Consider the following 23,957-nt stretch of genomic DNA (forward strand, 5'->3'; position numbering starts at 1 on the left):
CACCGGTTGCAAGGGTCTCGAAAACCTTGCCATCCCCCGTCAGGCCGCACGGCGCGAACTATACTTCGGTCGACGACCCATCCCTGGAGGCGACATCGATGTATCTCACCGAATATCTCCGCAGCCGTCGCGTCTGGTTCAAGTCCCTGCCGCACGCCCCGGCCTCCTCGGCGGAACGCCTGGCGGCCCGGCTCCACGTCTCGGGTCGTGCGGTGGCCAAGGCCGTCTTGATGCGGGTCGGCGGCGAGGACTGGCTGGCGGTCCTGCCGGCCACCTCGCGGATCGACGTCGCCCGGCTCGCCGCGGCCCTCCACCGCGACCCCTCCGAGGTCCGCCTGGCGACCGCCGAGGAGGTCGCCCGCCGCTTCCCCAACTGCGAGCCCGGCGCGATCCCGCCGTTCGGCCGGCTCTACGGCATCGCCACGATCGTCGACCCCTCGCTCATCCAGCCCGAGATCGCCTTCGCCGCCCACACCCGCCACGAAGGCCTGCGCATGCGGTTCGCCGACTACGAGGCCGTCGAGACCCCCCTCCGCGCCGAGTTCGCCGCCCCCATCTCGCCCGCCCCCGCCCCCTCGCCCAGCCCCCACCGCCGCGCCGGCTGACCTTCCCGCCCGCGACGGGCCCCGACGCCGCGACGCCGCCCCGAGCCCACCGCCGGCCCGGGGCGGCGTCGTTCGTTCGTCGACCTCGTCGGACCCGTCGAGGGCGACGAACGATCCGCATCCTCGCGCGCTGAAAGTCGTTGGGTCTTGTCGTGGATCAGGCCGTCGTTCTCTGGAAAGTCCGCGAGAAATCATGAAAGATCGATCATCCAGCTCGTGTGCGGACGTTCTGAAGTGACATCCGGGCGCGGCCGGGGGGCCGGCCGCACGTCGGCGGTGAGGAGGCGTCGGCCCTCGCCGCCGACGCGCGGGCGAAGCTCCGGGCCCGGGCCCTCGCCTGGCTCGAGGCCGAGCGCTCGGCCTGGGTCGAGCGGCTCGCGACCGACCCCGCCGAATCCCGGCCGACCACCCTCGCGACCCTCGCCCACCAGAAGCAGGACGCCGACCTCGCCGACGTCCGCGATCCCGACGCCCTCAAGTCTCTGGACGCGCCCGAGCGCGACGCGTGGGACGCCTTCTGGTCCCGCGTCGATCGGATCGTCGAGGCGAAGTGAGCGGGCAGTCCCGATCGTCCGCCTCAGTCCCGGATCGAAGCGTCATCCCTCGCGGGGGTCATCCCTCCCGGCCGCGATCTCGGCGAGTCGTTCGGCGGCCCCTTCGTGGGCGGGCCGGATCTGCAACGCCCGCTCGAGATGTTCGATCGCCCGCCCCTGCTCGCCGTCGACCAGGAGCAAGCTGCGACCGAGAAGATAATGGGACGCGTCGTCCGTGGGGTCGAGGGCCAGGGCTCGCTCGAAGAGGACGATGGCCCGCCCGACGTCGTCGGCCCCCGGATCGCGTGCGTCCATGAGACATCGGCCGTAGTCCCGGATCGCGAGGACGCTCCGCGGGTTTCTCCGGAGGGCCTTCCGGAACAGCGCCTCGGCCTCGGCGAAGCGGCCCCAATCGGCCAGGGCGTCGGCGTACGTCGCGATCGCGATCCCATACGCGTCGAGGAGCATCGCCCGTTCGAAGCAGCTCCTCGCCTCGGCCTCGCGGCCCTCCCTCGACAGGGCCATGCCGAGGAAGAGGGTCGCATCCAGCAGCGTCGGTTCACGTCGGACGGCCGCGTCCAGGATCTCGATCGCCCCGACGGTGGACTGGGCCGTCCCCTTGCCTGCGTAGGTGAGCACGCCGAGCCGTTCCAGCGCCCTCGCGTGCCCCGGGTATCGCCCGACGGCCCGAACGAGCATGGCGGCGGCCTCCTCGTACCGCCGGGCCTTCTCGCGGACGAGGCCCTGCTTATAATGGCCGTGCGAATCCCTCCAGCCGCCGCGCAGGGCCGCAATCTCCTCGGCCGGGGCCGGGTTGTGGACCGGATCGGGATGGTCGAACGGACGGGACCAGACCTCTCGACACCAGGACTCGGCGAACTCCTGGGCCCGGGTCTCGCTCGCGAATCTCCGGCGCGTCTTCCTCGCCCGCCCATCGACGACCTGGAGGTGGCCGAGCTCGTGGAGGAGGACGTCGTACAGCAGGAACCGGCGCACGGCGAGCGCAGGCCACTGACAGCCGCGGACCGCGCCGAAGCGAGTCGGCGACTGGGATCGCGTCAGGAACGCGGCGAGGCTCACCCTGGGCGGCAGGGCGCAGAGGCTGATCTCATCCCGCATGCGGCCGACGTAGCCGAGGAGACGGCCGCCCCGGGACCGGTCGTTGAAATGGACCGCCGCGAGCCTCTCCCAAAGCCGTTCCGGGAGGCGTCCGAGGACGACTCGGACCTCGGCCTCCGTGACGAGGTGCCGCCGATCGCATCGTGGCGGGTGATGGGTGAAGACGATCCGTCTCATGGGCTCGGTCGGACCTCCTCGAACGGGTGCGTGCGGGTTGGGCGACGACCGCATCGCGGCCGCATGAGCCGCGAGGGAGCACCGCCTCCTCGGGCTTGGAGGCCCATGCCGTCCCCGAGGCTCGCGCCCGCGTCTGAGTCCGCGCCGACCGCGTCATCGCGCGAGGATCTGCACCTCCATCGGGCCGAGGTCGACCTCGACCATGTTGGCGGGGCCCGCGCCCAGGCCGCCCTCGATCTCCCGGATCTGGAGGCCGCCGCGGTTGCGGACGGGGCCCGGCGCGGCGGCGGACGGGTCGTTCAGGACGCGGAGCTGGTCGCCGTCCTGGTGGAGGAACAGGTCGACGAGGACATGGCCCCGGAAGCCCGCCTGGGTGTCGGCGTTGACGACGACGACGACCTCGCGGTCGTTCAGGATCCGCGAGAAGGCCAGGACCCCGGGCGCGAACGGCGAGGCGCCGAAGCGGACGCCGTCGCCGGAGATCGGCCGGAAGTAGAGCCGCCCGTACCGCAGCGCGGGCTCGGCCTCGCGGACCTCCGAGAGCCGCCGGATCGCCTGGTAGAGCGGATGCCGCGGGTCGAACGCGCCGGGCTTGCCCCATAGGGCCTCGCGCACGAAGCGGTCGCCGTCGCCGCGGCCGTGCAGGCCCTGCTCGGTGCCGTAGTAGAGGCAGGGGATCCCCTGGAGCGCGAACAGGAGCGCGACGCCCAGCACGACCTGGGGGTCGAACCGGTCGGGCCCGTCGGTCGCCGCGGCCCGGAACCGCTCGTGCATGTCGTGGTTGTCCAGGAACGTCACGAAGTAGCGCCCGGCCTCGCCGTGGCTGCTGAGGACCTGGCGCTCGACGGCCCGGCGGCGGCGGTAGACGTCGATCACGTCGGTCGGCGGCGCGAACCCCTTGGCGACCGAGGGGAGCCGGAAGAACAGCGGGAAGTCGAGCGCGGCGTCGACCCCCACGAGGTCGCCGTCGTCGCTGGTGTTGCGGCCGATAAACTCGGAGATCTTCTCCTCGCCGTCGAAGACCTCGCCGAAGGTGAAGAAGTTCTTCTTGCCGATGCTCAGCGCGTACTCGCGCATCGCGTTGCCGAACGTCTGGGCGAAGTCGCGCTCGACGAACTTGAGGGTGTCGATCCGGAACCCGTCGACGTCGTAGCGCGCGACGGCGTACTGATACGCCAGGATCAGGGCGTTGCGGACGGGGAAGACCTGGCCGTCGCGGGCGTCGGTCACGAACTCCTTGAGCGATTCGAAGTCGCCCCCCTCCTCGCCCCCCTTCCCCTTGCGGCGGAAGAAGTCGTTGCGCTGCAGCTCGCGCGGCCAGACCAGGCCGTCGGGCGTCCGCTCGGCGTCGGGGACGGCCTCGACGACGGCGAAGTCGGGCCGCGCCGCGCCGGTCTCGTCGCGCCACTCGATCGGCAGGACGGAGGGGCTCGGCGGCGAGGACGGCCCGCGGTCGCGGTAGGCGAAGACGTCGCCGGCGTGGTTGAGCACCACGTCGAAGACGACGAACAGCCCCAGGGCGTGGGCCTCGTCCACCAGGGCCCGCAGCTCCGCGTCGGCCTTGTCGGGGGCGGACGCGAACCGGGGCTCGGGCTCGAGGAAGTCCTGGATGCCGTAGCCGTGGAAGCCGTCCGGATCCGACTGGCGGTTCTTCAGGACGGGCGAGAGCCAGACCGCGCCGGCGCCCAGGTCCTTGATGTATTTGAGGCGGGCGCGCACCCCGTTGTAGGTGCCGCCCTGGTACCCGCCGAAGGGGGCGTCGTACGCGCCGCCCGCGAGAACGCCGGCCGGCGGCCGGCCGTCCGAGCGGTCGAACCGGTCGAGCATCAGGAAGTAGATCCAGACGTCGCGCCAGTCCTGGGGCGAGGCGAAGGGCGTCAGGATCGGGCGTTCCTGGCCGTCGACCGACACGACCTTCACGGTCGGCCAGCCGGCCTCGTCGAAGGCGGCCCGGACCCGTCGGTCCTTCAGAGTGAGCACGGCTCGACCCTCCTCCCCCGTCGGCCGGCCGGCGGGACGCCGGGATCGGGAACGCGACGACGCCGTTCCGGTCGGACGGCGCGGCGGGTCGCGCCGTCGTCAATCGAAATTGTCCCGAACGGGGCGGAAAACGGCCAGTGGAAAAAGGTCGATTTCGTATCGATTCGATCCCTGCGCGGCGCCGAGCGGGTCGCCGGCGGGGATCAGGATTCGGGCTCGGCGGCGGCGAGCCGCAGGTATTTCTCGCGGAGGCCGGCGAGCGAGCGACGCGTATCCTCGCGGTCGGGGGCGAGGGCCAGGGCGAGCGTCATCTCGGCCAGGGCGACGCGGAGGGAACGCTCGACGGCGGCCTCGTCGGGGACGCGCCAGGCGATCTTGGACTCCTGTTCGAAGGCCCGCCCCAGCAGCAGGTGGGGGCCGGCGGAACGGGGGTCGCGGCGGCCGATCGCGCGGCCGAGGGCGACCGTCCAGCGGGCGCTGCGGCGGGCCTCGTCGAGCCGGCCGGCGCGGCGGGCGGCGATGGCCTGGAGGGTCGCGTACTGGCTCAGCCGTTCGAGGACGTCCTCGGTCCGCGTCGGCGACGGGCGGAGGCGGGCGAGGCCGGCGTCGAACCCGTCGAGGATGCGCCGGGCCGTCGCCTCGGGGTCGAAGCGGTCGCCGTCGCGGACGTCGGCGTCGGTCGACTCGCAGATTTCGCGGGCCGCGAGGTCGGCGAGCAGGAGTTCCACGGTCCGGGGCAGGCGGGTCGCCGCAGGGACCCGATCCAGGGCCTCCCACGCGGCCGCGGTCGGCGAGCCCGGCCCCCGGGCCTCGCACTCGGCCAGGGCGTCGACCAGGTTCAGGATGGGGTCGGCGGTCGTCCGCGGGGCCCGGCCCGGCTCGGGGCCGGCCGCGGCGGGGGCCGCACGCGCGAGGTAGATGCGGAGGTGGCGCAGGGCGGCGAGCGCGTCATAGGCCCGTGGGTCGTCGACGTGGGGGGCGAGCGTCCGCTCGGCGAGCCGGAGGTCCTCGGCCGCCGCGGCGAAGCGGGCGCGGTCTTGCTGGCTGCCGCCGCGCCGCATGACGATGTCGGCGAGCCGGACCGCGGCCTGGACGCGATCGTCGCCCGCGCCGGCCCGGGCGAGCGTGGCCGCGACGAGGTCGGCGGCGTCGTCCATCAGGCGGAGGGCGTCGTCGCGGGCGCCGTTGCGGTCGCGGATGTTGGCGAGGCCCATCTCCATCGCCGCGATCGCGGTCGCGTGGCGCGCGACGAGGGCCGGGGTGCGGCGGAGCTTCGCCGTCAGGTCGAGCACGGCGGCGGTCGCGTCGTCGGTGCGCTCGCTGGAGAACTGGCCGGGGACCTCGACGGACCGGCGGAGCAGGGCGACGAGGTCGGCGACCGCGTCGTCGGCCGTCGCCTCGCCCCGCAGGGCGCGGACGCGAGCGGCCTCGGCGAGGCCGCGCTGGTGCTCCGAGCGTCGCCAGAGGGCGGCCAGGCCGGCGAGGGCCACGAGGATCGTGACCGCGAGCGCCGCGGCCAGGGCCGCCGGGGCCGGGCGGCGGCGGCACCAGCGCGCCAGCCGCCCGGCGGCCGAGACCGGCCGCGCCTCGATCGGGCGGCCGTCGAGCCAGCGGCGGAGGTCGTCGGCCAGCGCGGCGGCCGAGGCGTATCGCCGCGAAGGGGCCTTCTGGAGCGCCTTCAGGCAGGCCGTCTCCAGGTCCCGGGGCACGCCGGGCGCGAGCGACCGCGGGGGCGGCGGCTCGGTCGCGCGCAGCAGGTCGAGGGTCTCGATCGCCGAGGCCCCCTGGAAGGGCGGGCGGCCGGTCAGCAGGGCGTACAGGGTCGCCCCCAGGGCGAAGACGTCGGCGGCCGGGCCGATCGCCCCCGGCCGGCCGTCGACCTGCTCGGGCGCCATGAACGCGGGCGTCCCACGCGCCCCGAGCGTGCCCGAGACGCTCGCCTCGAACGCCTCGGCCTCGTCGCGGGCGATCCCGAAGTCCGAGAGCATCGGCGTCCGCCCCTCCCACCCGGCGTCGGCGGGGCCGTCCATCAGGATGTTCGACGGCTTGACGTCGAGGTGGAGGAGCCCGACGCGGTGGATCTCCTCGACGGCGCGGGCCACCGCCTCGACCAGGCGGGCGGCGTCGCGCGGGGGGATCGGCCCCGGGGCCAGGTCGCGCAGGCTGCCGCCGGGGATCAGGTCGAGCACCAGGTAGAGGCGGCCGTCGTGCTCGCCGGCCTCGTGGAGGCGGACGACGTTGGGGTGCCGCACCCTGGCGACGGCGCGGGCCTCGCGGAGCCATCGCTCGCGGGCCCGGGCGTCGAGGGCCGGGCCGCCGGCCAGGATCTTGACGGCGACCCGACGGCCGAGGCGCGGCTGCACGGCCTCGTAGACGACGCCGGAACCGCCCCGGCCCAGCTCCGCCCCCAGCACGCAGCCGGGGACCTCCGCGGGCCTCGCGGGGGCCGGGCGCGGGCCGTCGCTCGTCTCCGTCGGCTCGTGCCGGGCGAGGCGGTCGAGCCGGTCCTGGCAGCAGGCGCACTCGGCGACGTGGGCCTCCAGGGCGAGGAAGCCTCCGACGTCGAGCGAGTCGGCGCCGAGGCGGTGGAGCGCCTCCGGCGGGGGGCACGGGCCGGGGGGCGTCACGGCCGGGCCCCGGCGTCGGCCCGCGTCGCGCTCTCGAGCCCCGCGGCCTCCTCGCGGAGCATGCGGCGGACGCGCTTCTGGGCGGCGAAGGCGGCGGCGTACGAGAGCCCGGCCGCCTCGGCCGCCTCGCGGACCGGGACGTCCTCGACGGCGATGCTCCAGAAGACGTCCCAGGTCCGGGCGTCCACCCGCCGCCGGACGGCCTCCTGCACCCGCGCGGCCTCGCGCAGGAGCGCGGGGAGGCCCGGGGAGGCGTCCCCCTCGGGCTCCTCCTCGATCGCGACGCGGTCGAACCCTTCGGGGGGCGAGGCCCCGGCCCGCGCCTCCTCGGCCCGGCGCCGTCGCCAGTGGTCGACGGCGCGGGAGCGGCAGAGCCGCCCGAGCCACGAGCGGAACCGCCGGCCGGGGTCGTAGCGGTAGCCGCGCATCCGCCGCGCCAGCTCGATCCAGATGCGCTGGCAGAGGTCCTCGGTCGCCGCCGGGCCGAACCGGTAGGACCGGACGTGGCGGCGGATCGCCCGGTCGTAGCGGCGGACGCACTCCGCCCAGGCCTCGTGGTCGGCCCAGTCTCCCAGGCGTTCGAGCAGGTCCCCGTCGGTCGTCTCGCCCTCGTGCGGCGGCATGACGCGTCCCCCCGGCGGGCGGCCCCCGAGTCGGCGGCCCCGCTTCGAGTTAATCCATTTCGTCATGATTGGTGAACGTCTCGATGCGACCCATCCTAACGGGACGGCGTTCGCATGGCGACGTTGTTGACTATTTCGAACCGACGCCGATCCTCAGGAGCCCCCCATGCCCCGATCGTTCGCCTCCCGGCCCCGGATCCGGACCGCCGGGATCGCCGCCCTCTGCCTGGGCCTGGCGTCCGCCGCCCGCGCCGGCGACCTGATCACCTTCGAGACCCGGCCCAACGGGAACACGCCGACGGACGATGCGCCGCTGCTCAACCCCTACGACATCGACGGCGGCGGCACGGTCCGGTTCTTCTTCGACACGAACGACAACAACACGTTCGAGGAGGGGGTGGACGTCCTGCCGCGGTTCGAGCAGGTCGGCGAGGACGGCGACGACGGCTTCCTCTCCAGCCAGGTCGGCGGCGGCACCCACGACCGGGCCCGGCCGGGCTTCCGCTCGCAGCTCGGCGACTACTTCCTCCGGCAGCCCGACGGCATCGGCACGCTGCCGGGCCCGTTCCTCATCGTGTACGACACGGCGCAGGCGATCCGGGGATTCTCGGGGGAGATCTGGGACATCGACGGCCAGCCCCGGGCCGGGGTGACCGAGCAATGGCGCGTGGACGTCCTGAACGCGAGGGGGGATGTGCTGGCCATGCTCCCCTCGCCGCTGGGGGTGGACGCCTCGCCGGGGTCGCTCGACAGCCTGCCTTGGAACTTCGGATTCGAGGGCCTGCCCGACGGCGTCAAGGCGATCCGCCTGACGTTCACGGGGACGAAGGGGGACGGCATCGGGCTTGCATTCAACAATTTCAGCCCGACGTTCGCCGTCGCGGGCTCGGTGGTCCCCGAGCCGGCGAGCGTCGTGCTGCTGGGCCTCGGCCTGGGGCTGGCCGTCGCGGCGCCGGCCTTGCTGCGCCGGAGGTGAGCGGACCCCCGGGAACGCACGCGCCCGGCCCGGTCCGGACCCGGACGGGGCATGGGATCGCGGGGCCCGTCGCGATACAATGCGATGCGACGGGCGTCGGCGATCCCGACCGCCGCAGGGAGCGTCCGGTTCCGACCCGGGGGCCGCCGGTCGCGGGCGTGTTTCTGAGGGGCGGGGATGGGCGGGGAATTCGATCGCAACAAGGCCCTCGGCGTGGCGCTGCTCGCCTCGCTCGTCGTCGTCAACGCGGCGGTCTCCTACCGGAACGCCCGGGCGATCCGCGGCGACGCCGACTGGGTGGAGCACGCCCACGAGGTGCTGGCCGTCCTCGGCGGCGTCCGGGCCGACGTCCGCGACCTGCAGGCGAGCCAGCTCGACTACCTGCTGAGCGGCGACGACCAGGCGCTGACCCCGTTCCGTCGAGCCGACGCGCGGCTCCGCGAGGGGATCGCCCGGCTGGGCGAGCTGACGTCCGACGACCCCGGCCGGGCGCCCCGGGTCGCCGCGCTGGGCGAGCTGGTCCGGCGCGAGTCCGCACAGTTCGGCGAGGCGATCCGGGTGCGCCGGGAGGAGGGACTGGAGGCGGCCCGCGACCGGGTCGGGGCCTCACGGTCGCTGGTCGACGAGGCCGGCCGCGCGATCGACGCGATCGAGGCCGAGGAGGGCGCGCTGCTGCGGGACCGCCGCGTGCGGACCGAGCGGTCGTACCGGCGCGCGGTGCTCTTCGGCGCCGCGGGGACGGCGTTCGGGCTGGCGGCGGTCGGCGGGGTCGCCTGGCTGCTGGCCCGGGGGGCCGCGGCGCGGCGGCGGGGGGACGAGGCGCGGGCGCGGCTGGCGGCCATCGTCGAGTCGTCGGACGACGCGATCGTGGGCAAGACGGCGGCGGGGATCGTCCAGACCTGGAACGCCGGCGCGGAGGCCCTCTTCGGCTACCCGGCGGCCGAGGCGGTCGGCCGGCCGATCGACCTGATCGTGCCGCCGGACCGCCGCGGCGAGTCGCGGGCCGTCCTGGCTCGGATCGCCCGGGGCGAGCGGGTCGAGCCCTTCGAGACGGTCCGGCTGACCCGCGACGGCCGGCAGGTCGACGTCTCGGTGAGCGTCTCGCCGATCCGCGACGCCGCCGGCCGGGTCGTCGGGGCCTCGAAGGTCGTCCGCGACGTGGGCCCGCGGAAGCGCGCCGAGCGGCTGGCGCGGCAGGGCGAGGAGCGGTTCCGCACCGCGGCCGACCAGGCGCCGGTCCTGATCTGGATCGCCGACGCGACGAGGGCGTGCGTCTGGTTCAACCGCCCGTGGCTCGAGTTCACCGGCCGGACGATGGAGCAGGAGCGCGGCGACGGCTGGACCGCGGGGGTCCACCCGGACGACCTCGGCCGCCGCCTGGACGCCTACGCCGCCAGCTTCGACGCCCGCGTCCCGTTCGCCGTCGAGTACCGCCTCCGCAGGCGCGACGGCGAATACCGCTGGCTGCTCGACAACGGCGCGCCCCTGTACGACCCCGAGGGCGGGTTCACCGGCTACATCGGGTCGTGCGTCGACGTGACCGACCAGAAGGCGGCCGAGGCGGGCGCCCGCGAGGCGGCGGCCGCGAACGCGAAGTTCCGCACCCTGTTCGAACAGGGGCTCCAGTTCGCCGGCGTCCTCTCGCTGGACGGCGTGGTCGTCGAGGCCAACCGCTCGTGCCTGGACTCCTGCGGCTTCGCGCGCCCGGACGTGATCGGCCGGCCGTTCTGGGAATGCGGCTGGTGGAGCCCGTCGCCCGAGCTGGCCGAGATGATCCGCGACGCCTGCCGGCGGGCGGCGGCCGGCGAGACGATCCGCGGCGAGTCGCAATATTTCCTGGCCGACGGCAGCCAGCGGGTGGTGGACCTGGTCCTGGCCCCCGTCGTGGACGACGCCGGGCGGGTCCTCTTCCTGTCGTCGACCGGGACCGACGTCACCGACCGGAAGCGCGCCGAGCAGGCCGTGCGCGAGAGCGAGGCGCGGCTGCGGGAGTTCGCCGACGCCGCCCCGGCCATGCTCTGGGCGACCGACTCGGACGGCTCGTGCACGTTCCTGTCGCGGGGCTGGTCCGAGTTCACCGGCCAGGTCGAGTCCGAGGGCCTGGGCCGCGGCTGGCTCGACGCCATCCACCCGGACGACCGGGCGCGCGTCGAGGGGGCGATGCGGGCGGCCAACGCGCGCCGCGAGCCGTTCTCGCTGGAGCACCGGCTGCGGCGCGGCGACGGGTCGTATCGCTGCGTGCTCGACGCCGGCCGGCCCCGGCTCGCGGAGGCCGGCGAGCTGCTCGGCTACGTCGGCTCGGTCATCGACGTCGACGACCGCAAGGCGGGCGAGGAGTCGCTGCGGCGCTCCGAGGATCGCTACCGGACCCTCTTCTCGTCGATCGACCAGGGCTTCTGCGTGGTCGAGGTCCTGTTCGACGGCGACCGGCCGGTGGACTACCGCTTCCTGGAGGCCAACCCGGTCTTCGAGACGCAGACGGGCCTCCGCGCGGTCGTCGGCCGGAGGGTGACCGAACTGGTGCCCGACCTGGAGGATCGCTGGTTCGCGATCTACGGCCGGGTGGCGACGACCGGCGAGCCCGTCCGGGTCGTCGAGGGGTCGGAGGCGATGGGCCGCTGGTTCGACGTCTTCGCCTTCCGGGTCGACGAGCCCGAGGCCCGCACGGTGGCGATCCTGTTCACCGACGTCACGGCGCGTCGGCTCGACGAGCTGGAGCGCGACCGGCTGCACCGCCACGTCGCCGAGGAGCGCGAGCGGCTGGCCGAGGCGTTCGAGCGGTCGCCGGCCTTCGTGGCCCTGCTCCGCGGCCCCGGCCACGTGTACGAGCGGACCAACGAGCGCTTCCTCCAGCTCGTCGGCCGCCGCGACCTGATCGGCAAGTCGGTCCGCGAGGCCGTGCCCGAGGTCGGCGAGCAGGGGTATTTCGAGACGCTCGACCGGGTCTACCGGACCGGCGAGGCGTACGTCGCCACCGACCGCCGGCTGACGCTCGGCCGCGGGCCGGGGGGCGCGATGGAGGAGCGCTGGCTGGACTTCGTCTTCCAGCCCTTGCTCGACCCCGACGGGGGCGTCACCGGGATCCTCATCCACGGCATCGACCTGACCGACCGCAAGCGGGCCGAGGTCCAGCTCCGCGAGAAGGACCAGCGGCTCCAGCTCCTGCTGGAGAACGCCGCCGACTACGCGGTGGTCGTCACCGACCCCGGCGGGATCGTCGTCGACTGGGCGGGGGGGGCCTCGGCGGTGACCGGGTTCGCCCCGGCCGACGTCCTGGGCGGGCCGGCCGACGTCCTGTTCACGCCCGAGGACCGGGAGGCCGGCAGGCCGGCGTACGAGATGGAGACGGCGGCGCGCGAGGGGCGGGCCGAGGACAAGCGCTGGCACATGCGGAAGGACGGCTCCCAGTTCTTCGGCGAGGGGGTGATGGTCCCCCTGCGGGGCGACGGCGGGCTGCATGGGTTCGGCAAGGTCTTCCGCGACATGACCGCCCGCAAGCGGGCCGAGGAGTCGGTCCGGTTCCTCGCCGACGCCAGCGCCTCGCTCGCCGAGCTGGTCGACTACGAGAGCACGCTGCAGCGGATCGCCAACATCGCCGTCGGCGGCTTCGCCGACTGGTGCGCCGTCGACGTCCTCGACGACGACGGGGGCCGGCGGCGGCTGGCGGTCACCCGGTCGGAGCCGACGACGACCACCTCGGCGCGGGTCGCGGACGCGGCCGGCCGGGAGGCCGAGGAGATCACCGGCGTCATCCCCCACGTCCTGCGGACCGGCGAGCCCGAGGTCGTCTTCGACCTCGCCGACCTGAAGCCGGACGCCGCGCCGCAGGGCTGGGACCGGATCCTCCGCCTGCGGGCGGCGGGGGTCCGGTCGTATCTGTGCGTCCCCGTCGTCTCCCGCGGCCGGGTCGTCGGCGGGATCACCTTCCTCAGCGCCTCGGACCGCCGCCGGTTCGGCCGCGAGGAGCTGCGGGTCGCCCAGGACCTGGCCGAGCGGGTGGCCGTCGCCATCGAGAACGCCCGGCTCTACCGCGACCTGCAAGAGGCCGACCGCCGCAAGGACGAGTTCCTGGCCACCCTGGCGCACGAGCTGCGCAACCCCCTGTCCCCGGTCCGCAACGGCGTCCAGATCCTCCGCCTCGGCGGGCCCGACGGCGCGGCCCGCGAGCGCACGCTGGCGATGATGGACCGCCAGATCGCCCACCTCGTCCGCCTGGTCGACGACCTCATGGACGTCTCCCGCGTCACCAGCGGCAAGGTGGTCCTTCGCAGGGAGCCGGTCGACCTCCGGTCGGTCGTCGAGTCGGCCGTCGAGACCAGCCGGCAGATGATCGACGCCGGCGGCCACGGCCTGGAGGTCCGCCTCGCCGCCACCCCCCTGACGCTCGACGCCGACCGCACACGGCTGGTGCAGGTCGTCGCCAACCTGCTCAACAACGCCGCCAAGTACACCCCGCACGGCGGCCGCATCGAACTCTCCGCCGGCCGCGACGGCGACTGGGCCGTGGTGCGGGTGGCCGACACCGGGATCGGCGTCCCGGCCGACATGCTCCCCCGGATCTTCGACATGTTCACCCAGGTGGGGACGTCGCTCGACCGGGCGCAGGGGGGGCTGGGCATCGGCCTGACGCTGGTCCGCCGGCTCGTCGAGATGCACGGCGGGACCGTCGCCGCCGAGAGCGCGGGGCCCGATCGCGGCGCGGTCTTCACCGTCCGCCTCCCCCTCGCCCGCGACCCCCAGGGGCCGGTCGACGGCCCGGAGGCCGCGTCCGACGAGCCCGCGGCGCCCCGGCGGAACATCCTCGTCGTCGACGACAACCGCGACTCCGCCGAGAGCCTGGCGCAGCTGCTGGGCCTGCAGGGCCACGACGTCCGCACCGCCCACGACGGCCCCGAGGCCCTGCGCACGCTCGAGACCTTCCGCCCCCACCTGATCCTGCTCGACCTCGGCCTGCCCGGCATGAGCGGCTTCGAGGTCGCCCGCCGCATCCGCGCCAGCGTCGGCCTCAAGGGCGTTCGCCTCGCCGCACTCACCGGCTGGGGCCAGGACGAGGACCGCCGCCGCACCCGCGAGGCCGGCTTCGACCACCACCTCGTCAAGCCCGCCGACCCCGCGGCCGTCGAGGCCATCCTGGCCGACCTCGAAGCTCCCCCGCGCGTCTCCTGAGGCCCCTCGATCACGGTCCCGGCGGCGGCGGACCGAGGGAGACGCTTTCCTCCGATTCCGAAGCCGACGGGCTCGTCCGGGCGTCGGGTGCGAGGTCGTACGAGAAGGCCCCCAGCAGGTCCCCCCGCGCGCCGCCGTGGCAGGCGACGCACGCGGCGAGGCTCCGGACGGCCCCCAGCATCCGCACCGAGTCGCCGTCCCGGGCGACGACCAGGTCTTCCCCCCGCCGCAGCGCCCCCAGGGCGGGCCCCTCGAAGCGGTCGAGCGGCCGGGTCGGCTTGCCGTGGAGCCGGTCCATCCGCGGCAGCTCGGCCGAGGTGTAGACGACCGGCTCCTCGTGCAACAGGAGGCTCGCCAGCTCCAGGTTCCGCAGCTTCCAGCGACTCGCCGGCTCGGGGATCCGGCTGAACTGGTGCGTCTCGAAGCCGGCGACGTGCCGGCGGTCCCGGACGTAGCCGAACCCCTCGGGATTCACGAAGTCCAGGATGCTCGCCTCCAGCAGGGGCCCCAGCGGGGCCTCCGCCTCGGGGTCGACGCCTCGCAGTTCGCCGGGCGATCCGCTAAAGGGGATCCGGGGGCCCGGCTGGCGAGGGACCCCGGCCTTACGAAGGCCCACGGCGAGAAGCGCCTCGCTGGGCCTGAGCATCCGCGCCACCCCGAACCCCGGTGCGTCGATGAAAGATCCGACCGTGTTCTCGTGCAGGATGCGGAGTTGCCAGCCCCGGAATTCGCCCTCGTAACCGCCACTCTCCTCCAGGCGGGCGAGCCGCGCCAGCGAATCCGGGCCCGGCGGAGACTCGGCCGCGTCGGCCCGGGGCGCCGGCACCCGCGCCTCCATCGATTCGAGCGGATACAGGCCGCGCAGCCGCGCCGCCTCGCGGAAGGACGAGTGCGCCATCAGCCCGCCGATCCCGTAGGCGATCACGGTCGCGCCCAGGGCCATTCGCCGGAAGGCCGCCGGTCCGCCCCCTCTCACCCCCCAGAGGATGGCGACGACGCAGAGCAACAAGGCCTGGATCATCACGGTCGGGAGGACGAGCATCAGCAGGAAGGGCCCGAAGGCGAAGACCCCGGCGATGATGATGATCCACGCCCTCGCGTCCGCGCCCCGCCGGGAGGCCCTGTCGACCGCCAGCAGCAAGAGCGCCGAGACGACCAGCGAGATGATGAGCATGGGCCCGCCCCGGCGAGAGAGAGGAACGTCGCGCCTCGCACTACGACAAGTGTAGTGAAGGGGCGAGGCGAATTCCAGCTCCTCGGGCCGGGAAGTTCGGGCGAGCGCGGCTCAGCGCCAGTCGGACGGGCCGGCGGCGATGGCCGCGAAGGCTTCCTGCTTCTCCGACTCGGTCATCATGGCCATGGGTGACATCGAGACCTCTTCGCCTTCGCGGAGGCCCTCGACGACCTCGATCATCTCCTCGTTGCAGCCCCCGAGCCGGACGCCGCGGCGGACCATGCCGTCGGGCGTGTTGACGTAGACGTAGCTGTCGCCCCGGATCTGGAGGATCGACTTGAGGGGGACGGCCAGCACGTCCTCGGTCTCGCTGACGAGGATCTCGACCTGCGCCGTCATCCCCGGCCGCACCGACGTCGGCGCCTGGTCGATGGCGACCAGGGTCGTGTACAGCCGCGAGTCGAACGGGGGCGGCATGCTCGGGTCGGCCATCGTCTGGACCACCGTGACGGCCCCCGCGAGCCCCACGCCGGGGAGGGCGTCGATCTTGATGCGGGCCCGCTGGCCCGGCCCGATCCGGTTGAGGATCGACTCGTCGGCCTTGGCGTTGACCCGCATGGAGGCGAAGTCGGGGATCTTGATGAGCGTCTGGCCCTCGCGGACCGAGGTCCCCTCCTGGATCAGCTCCTGCTGGCTGCCGCCCCGCATCATCGCGTCGTTGGCGTGGACGACCAGGCCGTCGGCCGGCGCGAGCAGCTTGCAGCGCTCGATCTGGGTCTCGTACTTCTTCCGCTTCGACTCCTCGAGCGCGAACTTCGCCGACTTCGACAGCTCGTCGCTGCGGGCCTTCTGGACGGCCGCGGTCAGCTCGATGATCTTCTTGCGCTTCGTGAACCCCTCGAGCAGGTCGATCTTGCCCTTGGTCCGGCCGAGCGTGATCTCGTTGTTGGCCTTCGAGTCGCGGTCGGAGATGGTCTGCGACTTGGTGACGAACCCCAGGGCGAACATCCGGCCCGACCAGTCGAAGCGCTGGATGGCCTGGGCCAGGTTGGTCTCGGCCATCTTGAGCGCGATGTCGGCGTCCTGCTTCGCCTGGGGATAGGTCCCCCCCTCGTACTCGCGGAGGGCGAACTCGGCGACCTCGCGGGTCTTGGTGGCGCTCTGGACGTCGGCCTCGGCCTGCTGGACGGTGATCCTCTCGGTGGTCAGCTTGTCGCGGAGCGGCGCCGAGTCCAGCTCGCAGACCAGGTCCCCCTTCTTGACCGACGAGCCGTCGGGCGCGATGAAGAGGATCGTGGTCTGGCCCTCGACGCGGTTGATCACCTCGCGGTTCTTGCCGCTTTCGAGGCTCCCCCGCAGCGAGAACGTGACCGGGATCCGGGTCTTGGCCGCCCGGTGCCGGGGCGAGCCCGCACCCAGCCGCGCCGGCCTGCCGACGCCCGAGTAGACCGCCGCGGCGATCCCCGCCGCCGCGATCAGGCCGATCGCCGTGAGGCCCTTCCAGCGCGACCGCTTGCGGACCTTCGGCGGCGGGCCATCCCCGGGCAGGATGGCCGCGGCCGGGCTCCAGCCGTTCGAGGAGGCCTGGGGATCGTCGATCGCGGTCGTCGAGGTCGTCATCTTGGGCCGTCTCCGTCGCAGCCAACCTCGCGGGCCCTCGCGGGGGCGGCCCGCGGTCCACTTCGCCCCCTACCCCATAGAAGCGACGCCGCCCGGCCCTCCGGACGCGGAATCGCCCGGCCCCGTCGTTTTCCCGGCCGCCTTCCACAATCCTACCCCGACGCAGCATTCCCGGCGAGGCTCGCCGGCGAGGATCCTGAGGACCATGCCGCGTGGGCGGTCGCAAGGCGATCATCGGAACGCCGACGCCCGCCGCGGACGCCCATCGGCCTCGACCCCAAGGTCGCCTGGAAAAGCTGGGGGTGGGTCGTCGGCTTGACCCTCCCCGTCACGTTCGCCATACTGCCGACCGACCTTCGACGAATAGCTTCATTGAGGCCGCCAATGCGCTCCCGGCGTCGATGGGGCGAACCATCTTCACGAGAATGGAGTCCGGCGATGGATGCCCTGGCCCTCCGATCGGCTTCCGGCGAGAGCATGGAGACGCGACGCGGCCGTTGCGGATCGCGCGCCGCTTTCACGCTGATCGAGCTGCTGGTCGCCGTCTCGATCGTCGGCCTGCTGCTCGCGTTGCTCCTCCCCGCCGTCCAGTCCGCGCGCGAGGCCGCGCGGCGCATGCAATGCACCAACAACTTGCGGCAACTGGGCCTGGCGATGCATCTCTACGCCGAGCAGACGGGGCGGTTCCCGTTGGTCCAGCATCAGTATCGCAACTATCTGATGTTCTGCGACGTCCCCGCCTACAACGCCTACAACTTCGCCGTCGACGTGGACTGGATGGCCAATACGACCGTCGACCTGATGGATTGGGAAACGTTCCACTGTCCATCCGACCCCGAGTCGAAGAAGGCCCTCTTCAGCTATCCAACCTGCTGGGGCGATGGGGACATGAACGGGATCTTCAGCAACATCCCCTTCGTTACGCACTGGACCTCGCTGGTCGAGGTCAGCGACGGACTCGGCAACACCGCGGCCGCCTCGGAATTCCTGGTCGGGGCCCTGCCCCCCACGGAAAGTCGCCGCCTGTACTATCAACCGGCGGAGCAGCCGACGTCGCCCATGGCACCCCCCTGGGGCCCGGATCGGCTGTTCTCCCGTTGCCTCGATCTGAAGGATATGGTCCCGCTGGTCGGGATCTTCATGGGGCAGGCCGACCTCCACGGGGGGCCGATTCAGTACAGCCACTTTCTCACGCCCAACCGCCCGTCCTGCCAGAGCATGGGTCGGCTACCAACCCCCGAGGCGGCTATCACGGCGAGCAGCTTCCACCCCGGCGGCGTGAATCTGCTGAGGGCCGACGGCCGCGTCGGCTTCGTCAAGGACTCGATCGATCGAGGCGCCTGGAGGGCGATGGGGACGCGCGCCGGCGGCGAGATCGTCCAGGGCTCCGATTGAGAGACCACCGGGGCGACGGTCCTCCGGTCGATCGGGCGGCGATTACTCGCCCCCCGAGCTTGTGGACAGGTCTTCCGGGGCGAAGCCGCGGCGCATGGTGTTCTCGGTGATGGAGCGGGTGAGGAGGTATTCCAGCAGGTATTCCGAGCCGCCCGCCTTGGCGCCGACGCCCGAGAGCTTGAAGCCGCCGAAGGGCTGGCGGTCGACGGCCGCGCCGGTGATGGTGCGGTTGATGTAGAGGTTGCCGACGCGGAACTCGCGGCGGACGCGCTCGATCGTCACCGGGCTCCGCGAGTAGAGGCCGCCGGTCAGGGCGTACGAGGTCCCCTCGGCGATGGCCAGGGCGTCGGTCAGGTCCTTCGCCTTCAACACGGCCAGGATCGGGCCGAAGATCTCCTCCTGGGCGACGCGGGCGTCGGCCGCGACGTCGGCGACGATCAAGGGGCCGACGAACGAGCCCAGTCGGGCCTGCTCGGAGACGTCCACGTCGAGGACGACGCGGCCCTCCTGGAGCGCGACCCCGCGGTATTCGAGGATCCGCTTCTGGGCGTCGGCGTCGATGACCGGGCCGACGAAGGTGTCGGGGTCGGCCGCGGGGCCGACGCGGAGCGACTTGCCGGCCTCGGCGAGGCGGGCGACGAAGGCGTCGTAGACCCCCTCCAGCACGACGACCCGCGAGCAGGCCGAGCACTTCTGGCCGGCGTAGCCGAAGGCGCTCTGCAGCACGCCGACGACCGCCTCGTCGAGGTCGGCGTCGTCGTCGACGATGATCGCGTTCTTGCCCCCCATCTCGGCGATCACCCGCTTGACGTGGTCCTGCCCCGGCGGCGTGTCGGCCGCCTGCTTGTTCAGGAGCAGCCCCACCGGCCGCGAGCCGGTGAACGAGACGACGTCGACACGGCGGTCGTTCACCAGGGCCTGGCCGACCTCCTCGCCCTCGCCGGGGAGGTACTGCAGGGCCCCCTTCGGGACGCCCGCCTCGTGGAGGATCTCGACGAGCTTCGCGGCGACGACCGGCGACTGTTCGGCCGGCTTGAGGATCACGGCGCAGCCGGCGACGAGCGGGGCGACCGTCATGCCGCAGGGGATGGCCAGCGGGAAGTTCCAGGGCGGGATCACCACGGCCACCCCGCGTGGCAGGCGGTCGCAGACGTTGGTCTCGCCGGGTACGTCGCGACGCCTCGGCTCGGCTAGGCGGACCATCTCGCGGGCGTAGAACTCGCAGAAGTCGATCGCCTCGGCGACGTCGCCGTCGGCCTCGCGCCAGGGCTTGCCGCACTCGTAGACCTCCCACGCCGCCAGCTCGAACTTGCGGCGGCGGAGGATCGCGGCGGCCCGCACCAGGACCGCGGCCCGCTCGGCGGCCGGGGTCGACGACCACGGGCCCACGGCGGCGCGGGCGACGGCGACGGCCCGGTCGGCGTGGCCGGCGTCGGCGGTGGAGACCCGGCCGACGACCCGCGTCGACCGGCTCGGGTCGACCGACTCGGCCAGCCGGTCGGGCGTCTCGATCGCCCGGCCGTCGAGGATCAGGGGGTACGTCCGGCCCAGCTCGGACTCGACCTTGCGGAGGGCCGCGGCCATGGCCTCGCGGTTCTCGGCGCGGGCGAAGTCGAGGAGGGGCTCGTTGCGGAACGGCGGCGGCTCGGCGGGCGCGGCCTGGGGGGCGGGGCGTCGCGTCTTGGTCCACATGGCTCCGGTCTCCTCGGGGTCGCGCAAGAGGTCGTCGATCGCGACGCCCGACGCGCCGCTGGCCTTGAGGAAGGATTCGTTCGAGGTGTTTTCCAGCAGGCGGCGGACGAGGTACGCCATCCCGGGGAGCATCGCGCCGTAGGGGGTGTAGACCCGCACCCGGCAGCCGCGGGCGACGAGGGCGTCGTTGATCGCGTCGCCCATGCCGTGGAGCGTCTGCAGCTCGTAGGCGTCGATCGGCAGGCCCACGACCTCGGCCGTGGCGATCGCGTGGGCCAGGCTCCGCAGGTTGTGGCTGGCGATCGCCGGCCGCAGGTTGCCGCGGCGCTCCATCAAGAACCGCGTGCAGCGCTCGTAGTTGGCGTCGCTCCGCCACTTCTGCAGGTAGACCGGCTCGGGCCAGTTGTGGCGGCGGGAGGTCAGGACCTCGTAGTCCCAGTACGCCCCCTTGACCAGGCGGATCGTGATCGGCGCGCCGCGACGCTCGACGAAGGCGTCGAGCCGCCGCAGCTCGGCCTCGGCGTCGGGCTGATACGCCTGGACGACGATGCCCACGTCGGGCCAGTCGCGGAACTCGGGCTCGCCCAGGACGGCCTCGAACAGGTCGTAGCTGAGCGTCCGGTAGTCGTACTGCTCCATGTCGACGTGGACGTACGCGCCGTGCTCCCGCGCGGTGCGGAGGATGGGGCGGAGGCGCTCGGCGGTGCGTTCGATGGTCGCCGAGGGGGCGATCGGGTCGAACCAGGTCGTCAGGCTGGAGAGCTTGAGCGAGAGGTTGACGCGGGGCAGGGGCCCGTCGGCGTCGCGGTCGATCCGGGGGTTCTCGGGCTGCGCCGCGAGCGGGCCGGCGAGGCCGCGGATCAGGTCGAGGCAGGTCTGCTGGTAGGCGTCGGCCTCGCGCTCGCTGACGATCGCCTCGCCCAGCAGGTCGGCCGTGAAGGCGACGCCCCGCGCGCGGAGCTGCAGCACCGTCTGGAAGGCCTCGTCGGGCGTCGCGCCGGCGATGAACTTGCGGGCCATGACCTCGGCCGCCGCCCGCGCCGACTTCGCCAGGAGCCCCTCGCGATGCGACCCCTCCGGCGCCAGCGCGACCGAGGTGCGCAGCCACCAGGGGACGCGGTCGCCGGCCTCGTCGAGGTATTCGGCCAGGTGCCGCCGCACGGCCGAGGGCGTCTTCAGCGCCGGCAGCACGTCGATGAACCGGAAGAGCTGGACGCGGACCTCGGGGTCGTCGAGGGTCGCCCCCATGAAGCGGTCCTCCCACCAGGCCCGCCGCCAGGGGCGCGACGCGCCCGCGACGCGCGCGAACAGCTCGCGGCCGATCGCCCGCGTCCGCTCCTCGATCCGCCCCCGGTCGACCGGCCCGATCGCTCTCGCGTTCGCGCCGATGACCCCCGCCGATGTCGTCGCCATGCCGCCCGCCTTTCCCCACACTGACTCGATCGCGAGAGGTTTCCTCCCCATTCTACGACCCACGGTCGAGCCCGGCCCATGGCCCGCGCCCGAGACGGGGCGCCGAGGGCCGTTTCGAGGATGCGGACGTGGACGCATGCATCGCCGTCGCGGCGGATTTCGGAACGCTTCGCCCGTCTTCTCGATAAGATCGACGCCGATAGGATGTGATTATCGAATGCCAGAGGGCGGGCGGTTCGCGCGATCCTGTTTCGAACGAGGAGGAGGGACGATGTCCATCGACTTCGCGACCGATTTCAGCATGACGAAGGGGCTCACAGACGGTGAGCGGGCGCAGTGGGGGCTCGCGTCGGTCATCATCGGGGCCGCGCTCGTGCTGGCGGCCCCGATGGCCATGATCTACTGCCTGCTCCTCTGGCGGTCGGAATACACGAACATCCCGGTGATCCCGGCCTTCATCGGTGCGGTGGTCAGCCTGGCGGCGATCCTGGGGCTGGCGGGCTTCGGCGTCGCGGCGGGCCTCAAGGGGCGTCGGCTCGCGGGCGATCCGCGGCCCTCGCCGCTGGCGACGGCGGGCGTCGCCAGCGGCGCGGCGGCGATCGTCCTCTGGATCGTCGTGGGGATCGACCTCTTACTGATCCTGGCCACGTTCGCGGCGCGATGAGCGGTCGGCGGCTTCGCGAAAACTAGCGTTTTCGGCGATGGTCCTGGATTGGCGCTTGCGGCAGGGATAGGATGGTCCCTCCTCTCCAGGATGGATCACCGACCCGTCGAGAGAGCCGCATATGTCCGCGACCGATCCGCTGGATTCGCCTCGATTCGGCGACGCTTACGAGGATTTCGATCCGGTCGCGCAGGCCAAGAAACCTGAAGAGGCCCCGTCGGGCGTCGGCAGGCCGTTCGCGACGATCATGACCAGCCCGAGGAGGACCTTTCGGCGCATCCTGGCGTCCGATCCGGCTTATCGGGTAGCCCCCCTGAGCATGCTGTCGGGGGTCGACAACGCCCTCGATCGGGCGGCCGGGAAGAACCTCGGGGATCGCATCTCGACCTCGGCGATCCTGGCGATGGCCGTCCTCCTCGGCCCGCTGGGGGGCGTGATCGGGGTGTACTTCCTGGGATGGCTGTTCTCGTGGTCCGGCCGTCGGCTCGGGGGGGCGGCCGACTCGCGGTCGGTCCGCGCCGCGATCGCCTGGGCCCAGGCCCCGATCGTCCTCGCGCTCCTGATCTGGGCCGTGCAACTCGCCGTCTTCGGCGGCGAGATGTTCACCAAGGAGACCCCGCGGTTGGACGCCGACCGAGGCCTCCTGCTCCTCTACGCCGCGACCATGATCCTCGACCTCGTCCTGGGGGTCTGGATGTTCGTCCTGCTGCTGAAGTGCCTGGGCGAGGCCCACGGGTTCTCGGCCTGGAGGGCGTTGGGCGCGATCCTCCTGGGGGGCCTCGCCATGGCCTTGCCGATCCTCCTCCTGGTGTTCGGCCTGGCGGCCCTGACGCGCACGGGGTGACCGCGGGCGCCCGGGGCGTCAGCCGACGACGGCGGCGAGGGACTCGCGGGCGGCGGCGACGGTGTGGTCGACGTCGGCCTCGGTGTGGGCGGCGGAGACGAAGGCGGCCTCGAACTGGGAGCAGGGGAGGTAGACGCCGCGGGCGAGCATCTCCCAGAAGAAGCGGGCGAAGAGGGCCGTGTCGGACCGCTTGGCGTCCTCGTAGTCGTGCACCGGGCCGTCGTGGAAGAAGAGCGTCAGCATGCTGCCGACGCGCTGGACGACGTGCGGGACGCCGGCGTCGCGCGCCGCCTTCTCCAGGCCCTCGGCCAGCCGCGCGGAGAGGGCCTCCAGGCGGTCGTAGAGGCCGGGCTCGCGGAGCAGTTCGAGCGTGGCCAGGCCGGCGGCCATCGCCAGCGGGTTGCCCGAGAGCGTGCCGGCCTGGTAGATCGGGCCCGTCGGCGAGACCCGGTGCATGATCTCGCTCGACGCCCCGTAGGCCGCGGCGGGGAGGCCGCCGCCGATGATCTTGCCCAGCGCGGTGACGTCGGGCGTGACGCCGTACCGCTCCTGGGCGCCGCCGTAGGCGACCCGGAAGCCGGTCATGACCTCGTCGAAGATCAGCAGCGTCTCGTGCTTCGCGGTCAGCTCGCGGAGCGTCTCCAGGTAGCCGGGCCGGGGCGGGACGAGCCCCATGTTGCCGGCGATCGGCTCCAGCAGGACGGCGGCGACCCGGCCGGGGTTGGCCTCGAGGATCCGCCGGACGGCCTCGGCGTCGTTGAACGGGCAGAGCAGGGTGTCGGCCGCCGCGCCCGCGGTGACGCCGGGGCTGTTGGGCGTGCCCAGCGTGGTCGCGGCCGAGCCGGCCTGGATCAGCAGGCAGTCGGCGTGGCCGTGGTAGCAGCCGGCCATCTTGACGATCTTGTCGCGCCCGGTGACGCCCCGCGCCACGCGGATGGCCGACATCGTCGCCTCGGTCCCCGACGACACGAACCGGGCCATGGCGATCGAGGGGACGGCCGCCGCGACGACCTCGGCGATCTCGGCCTCGCGCACCGTCGGCGCGCCGAAGCTGGAGCCCAGGACCAGCGCGTCGGACACGGCCGCGCGGACCCGGGGATGGGCGTGGCCGACGATCATCGGGCCCCACGAGCCGATGTAGTCGATGTATTTGTGGCCGTCGATGTCGTGGAGATACGCCCCCTCGGCGCGGGCCATGAAGGGGGGCTCGCCGCCGACCGCCCCGAAGGCCCGTGCGGGGCTGTTGACGCCGCCGGGGATCACCTTCGCGGCGCGGGCGAAGGCCTCGGAACTCTTCGGCAGCCGGTAGTCGGGCCGAGACAGGGCGGGCGTGGGCGCGGGCATGGCGT

14 protein-coding genes are annotated in these 23,957 nt (G+C 73.3%); 6 read left to right on the forward strand and 8 right to left on the reverse strand.

Annotation, left to right across the window (positions count from 1 at the left end; genetic code table 11):
• The first annotated feature begins 98 nt into the window (after nucleotides 1-98).
• Complete coding sequence (locus tag PZE19_RS30010) at nucleotides 99-605, forward strand: aminoacyl-tRNA deacylase (protein WP_277864288.1); 507 nt, start codon at nucleotides 99-101, stop codon at nucleotides 603-605.
• A gap of 596 nt (nucleotides 606-1,201) precedes the next feature.
• On the opposite strand, the gene PZE19_RS30015 is transcribed toward PZE19_RS30010, so the two are convergent.
• From PZE19_RS30015 to PZE19_RS30030, 4 genes are all read right to left on the reverse strand, one after another.
• Nucleotides 1,202-2,434 (reverse strand): tetratricopeptide repeat protein, encoded by a 1,233-nt coding sequence (locus tag PZE19_RS30015; RefSeq protein WP_277864289.1) that lies wholly within the window; start codon nucleotides 2,432-2,434, stop codon nucleotides 1,202-1,204.
• Between the two features lie 153 nt (nucleotides 2,435-2,587).
• Nucleotides 2,588-4,414 (reverse strand): alpha-amylase family glycosyl hydrolase, encoded by a 1,827-nt coding sequence (locus tag PZE19_RS30020; RefSeq protein WP_277864290.1) that lies wholly within the window; start codon nucleotides 4,412-4,414, stop codon nucleotides 2,588-2,590.
• A gap of 203 nt (nucleotides 4,415-4,617) precedes the next feature.
• Nucleotides 4,618-7,041, reverse strand: coding sequence for a protein kinase domain-containing protein (locus tag PZE19_RS30025; protein WP_277864291.1), 2,424 nt, complete (start codon nucleotides 7,039-7,041; stop codon nucleotides 4,618-4,620).
• A complete protein-coding gene (locus tag PZE19_RS30030; RefSeq protein ID WP_277864292.1) occupies nucleotides 7,038-7,664 on the reverse strand; it encodes a sigma-70 family RNA polymerase sigma factor in 627 nt (208 codons plus the stop codon). Before PZE19_RS30030 ends, PZE19_RS30025 begins: the two co-directional genes overlap by 4 nt.
• A 166-nt stretch (nucleotides 7,665-7,830) precedes the next feature.
• Here PZE19_RS30030 and PZE19_RS30035 point away from each other — a divergent pair, with 166 nt between their 5' ends.
• Both PZE19_RS30035 and PZE19_RS30040 read left to right on the forward strand, forming a co-directional pair.
• Nucleotides 7,831-8,640, forward strand: a complete 810-nt coding sequence (locus PZE19_RS30035; RefSeq protein WP_277864293.1) for a PEP-CTERM sorting domain-containing protein — start codon at nucleotides 7,831-7,833, stop codon at nucleotides 8,638-8,640.
• Nucleotides 8,641-8,817: 177 nt separating this feature from the next.
• Nucleotides 8,818-13,806, forward strand: coding sequence for a PAS domain S-box protein (locus tag PZE19_RS30040; protein WP_277864294.1), 4,989 nt, complete (start codon nucleotides 8,818-8,820; stop codon nucleotides 13,804-13,806).
• Between the two features lie 10 nt (nucleotides 13,807-13,816).
• Here PZE19_RS30040 and PZE19_RS30045 read toward each other — a convergent pair whose 3' ends face one another.
• Together PZE19_RS30045 and PZE19_RS30050 are read right to left on the reverse strand one after the other, a co-directional pair.
• Complete coding sequence (locus PZE19_RS30045) at nucleotides 13,817-14,980, reverse strand: hypothetical protein (RefSeq protein ID WP_277864295.1); 1,164 nt, start codon at nucleotides 14,978-14,980, stop codon at nucleotides 13,817-13,819.
• A 111-nt stretch (nucleotides 14,981-15,091) separates the two neighbouring features.
• Entirely contained in the window at nucleotides 15,092-16,600 is a 1,509-nt protein-coding gene (locus PZE19_RS30050; RefSeq protein WP_277864296.1) for an efflux RND transporter periplasmic adaptor subunit, read from the reverse strand.
• A 438-nt stretch (nucleotides 16,601-17,038) separates the two neighbouring features.
• Here PZE19_RS30050 and PZE19_RS30055 point away from each other — a divergent pair, with 438 nt between their 5' ends.
• Entirely contained in the window at nucleotides 17,039-17,995 is a 957-nt protein-coding gene (locus PZE19_RS30055) for a DUF1559 family PulG-like putative transporter (RefSeq protein WP_277864297.1), read from the forward strand.
• Nucleotides 17,996-18,037: 42 nt separating this feature from the next.
• Here PZE19_RS30055 and pruA read toward each other — a convergent pair whose 3' ends face one another.
• Nucleotides 18,038-21,100 (reverse strand): L-glutamate gamma-semialdehyde dehydrogenase, encoded by a 3,063-nt coding sequence (gene pruA / locus PZE19_RS30060; protein WP_277864298.1) that lies wholly within the window; start codon nucleotides 21,098-21,100, stop codon nucleotides 18,038-18,040.
• Between the two features lie 271 nt (nucleotides 21,101-21,371).
• Here pruA and PZE19_RS30065 point away from each other — a divergent pair, with 271 nt between their 5' ends.
• Entirely contained in the window at nucleotides 21,372-21,764 is a 393-nt protein-coding gene (locus PZE19_RS30065; RefSeq protein WP_277864299.1) for a hypothetical protein, read from the forward strand.
• 121 nt (nucleotides 21,765-21,885) lie between these two features.
• The gene (locus tag PZE19_RS30070; protein ID WP_277864300.1) at nucleotides 21,886-22,608 is read left to right on the forward strand and encodes a Yip1 family protein; all 723 of its coding nucleotides are present in this window, start codon (nucleotides 21,886-21,888) and stop codon (nucleotides 22,606-22,608) included.
• 18 nt (nucleotides 22,609-22,626) lie between these two features.
• Here PZE19_RS30070 and hemL read toward each other — a convergent pair whose 3' ends face one another.
• Nucleotides 22,627-23,952, reverse strand: coding sequence for a glutamate-1-semialdehyde 2,1-aminomutase (gene hemL / locus PZE19_RS30075; protein ID WP_277864301.1), 1,326 nt, complete (start codon nucleotides 23,950-23,952; stop codon nucleotides 22,627-22,629).
• Nucleotides 23,953-23,957 lie beyond the last annotated feature (5 nt).

The organism is Paludisphaera mucosa (assembly GCF_029589435.1).
Lineage (GTDB): Bacteria > Planctomycetota > Planctomycetia > Isosphaerales > Isosphaeraceae > Paludisphaera > Paludisphaera mucosa.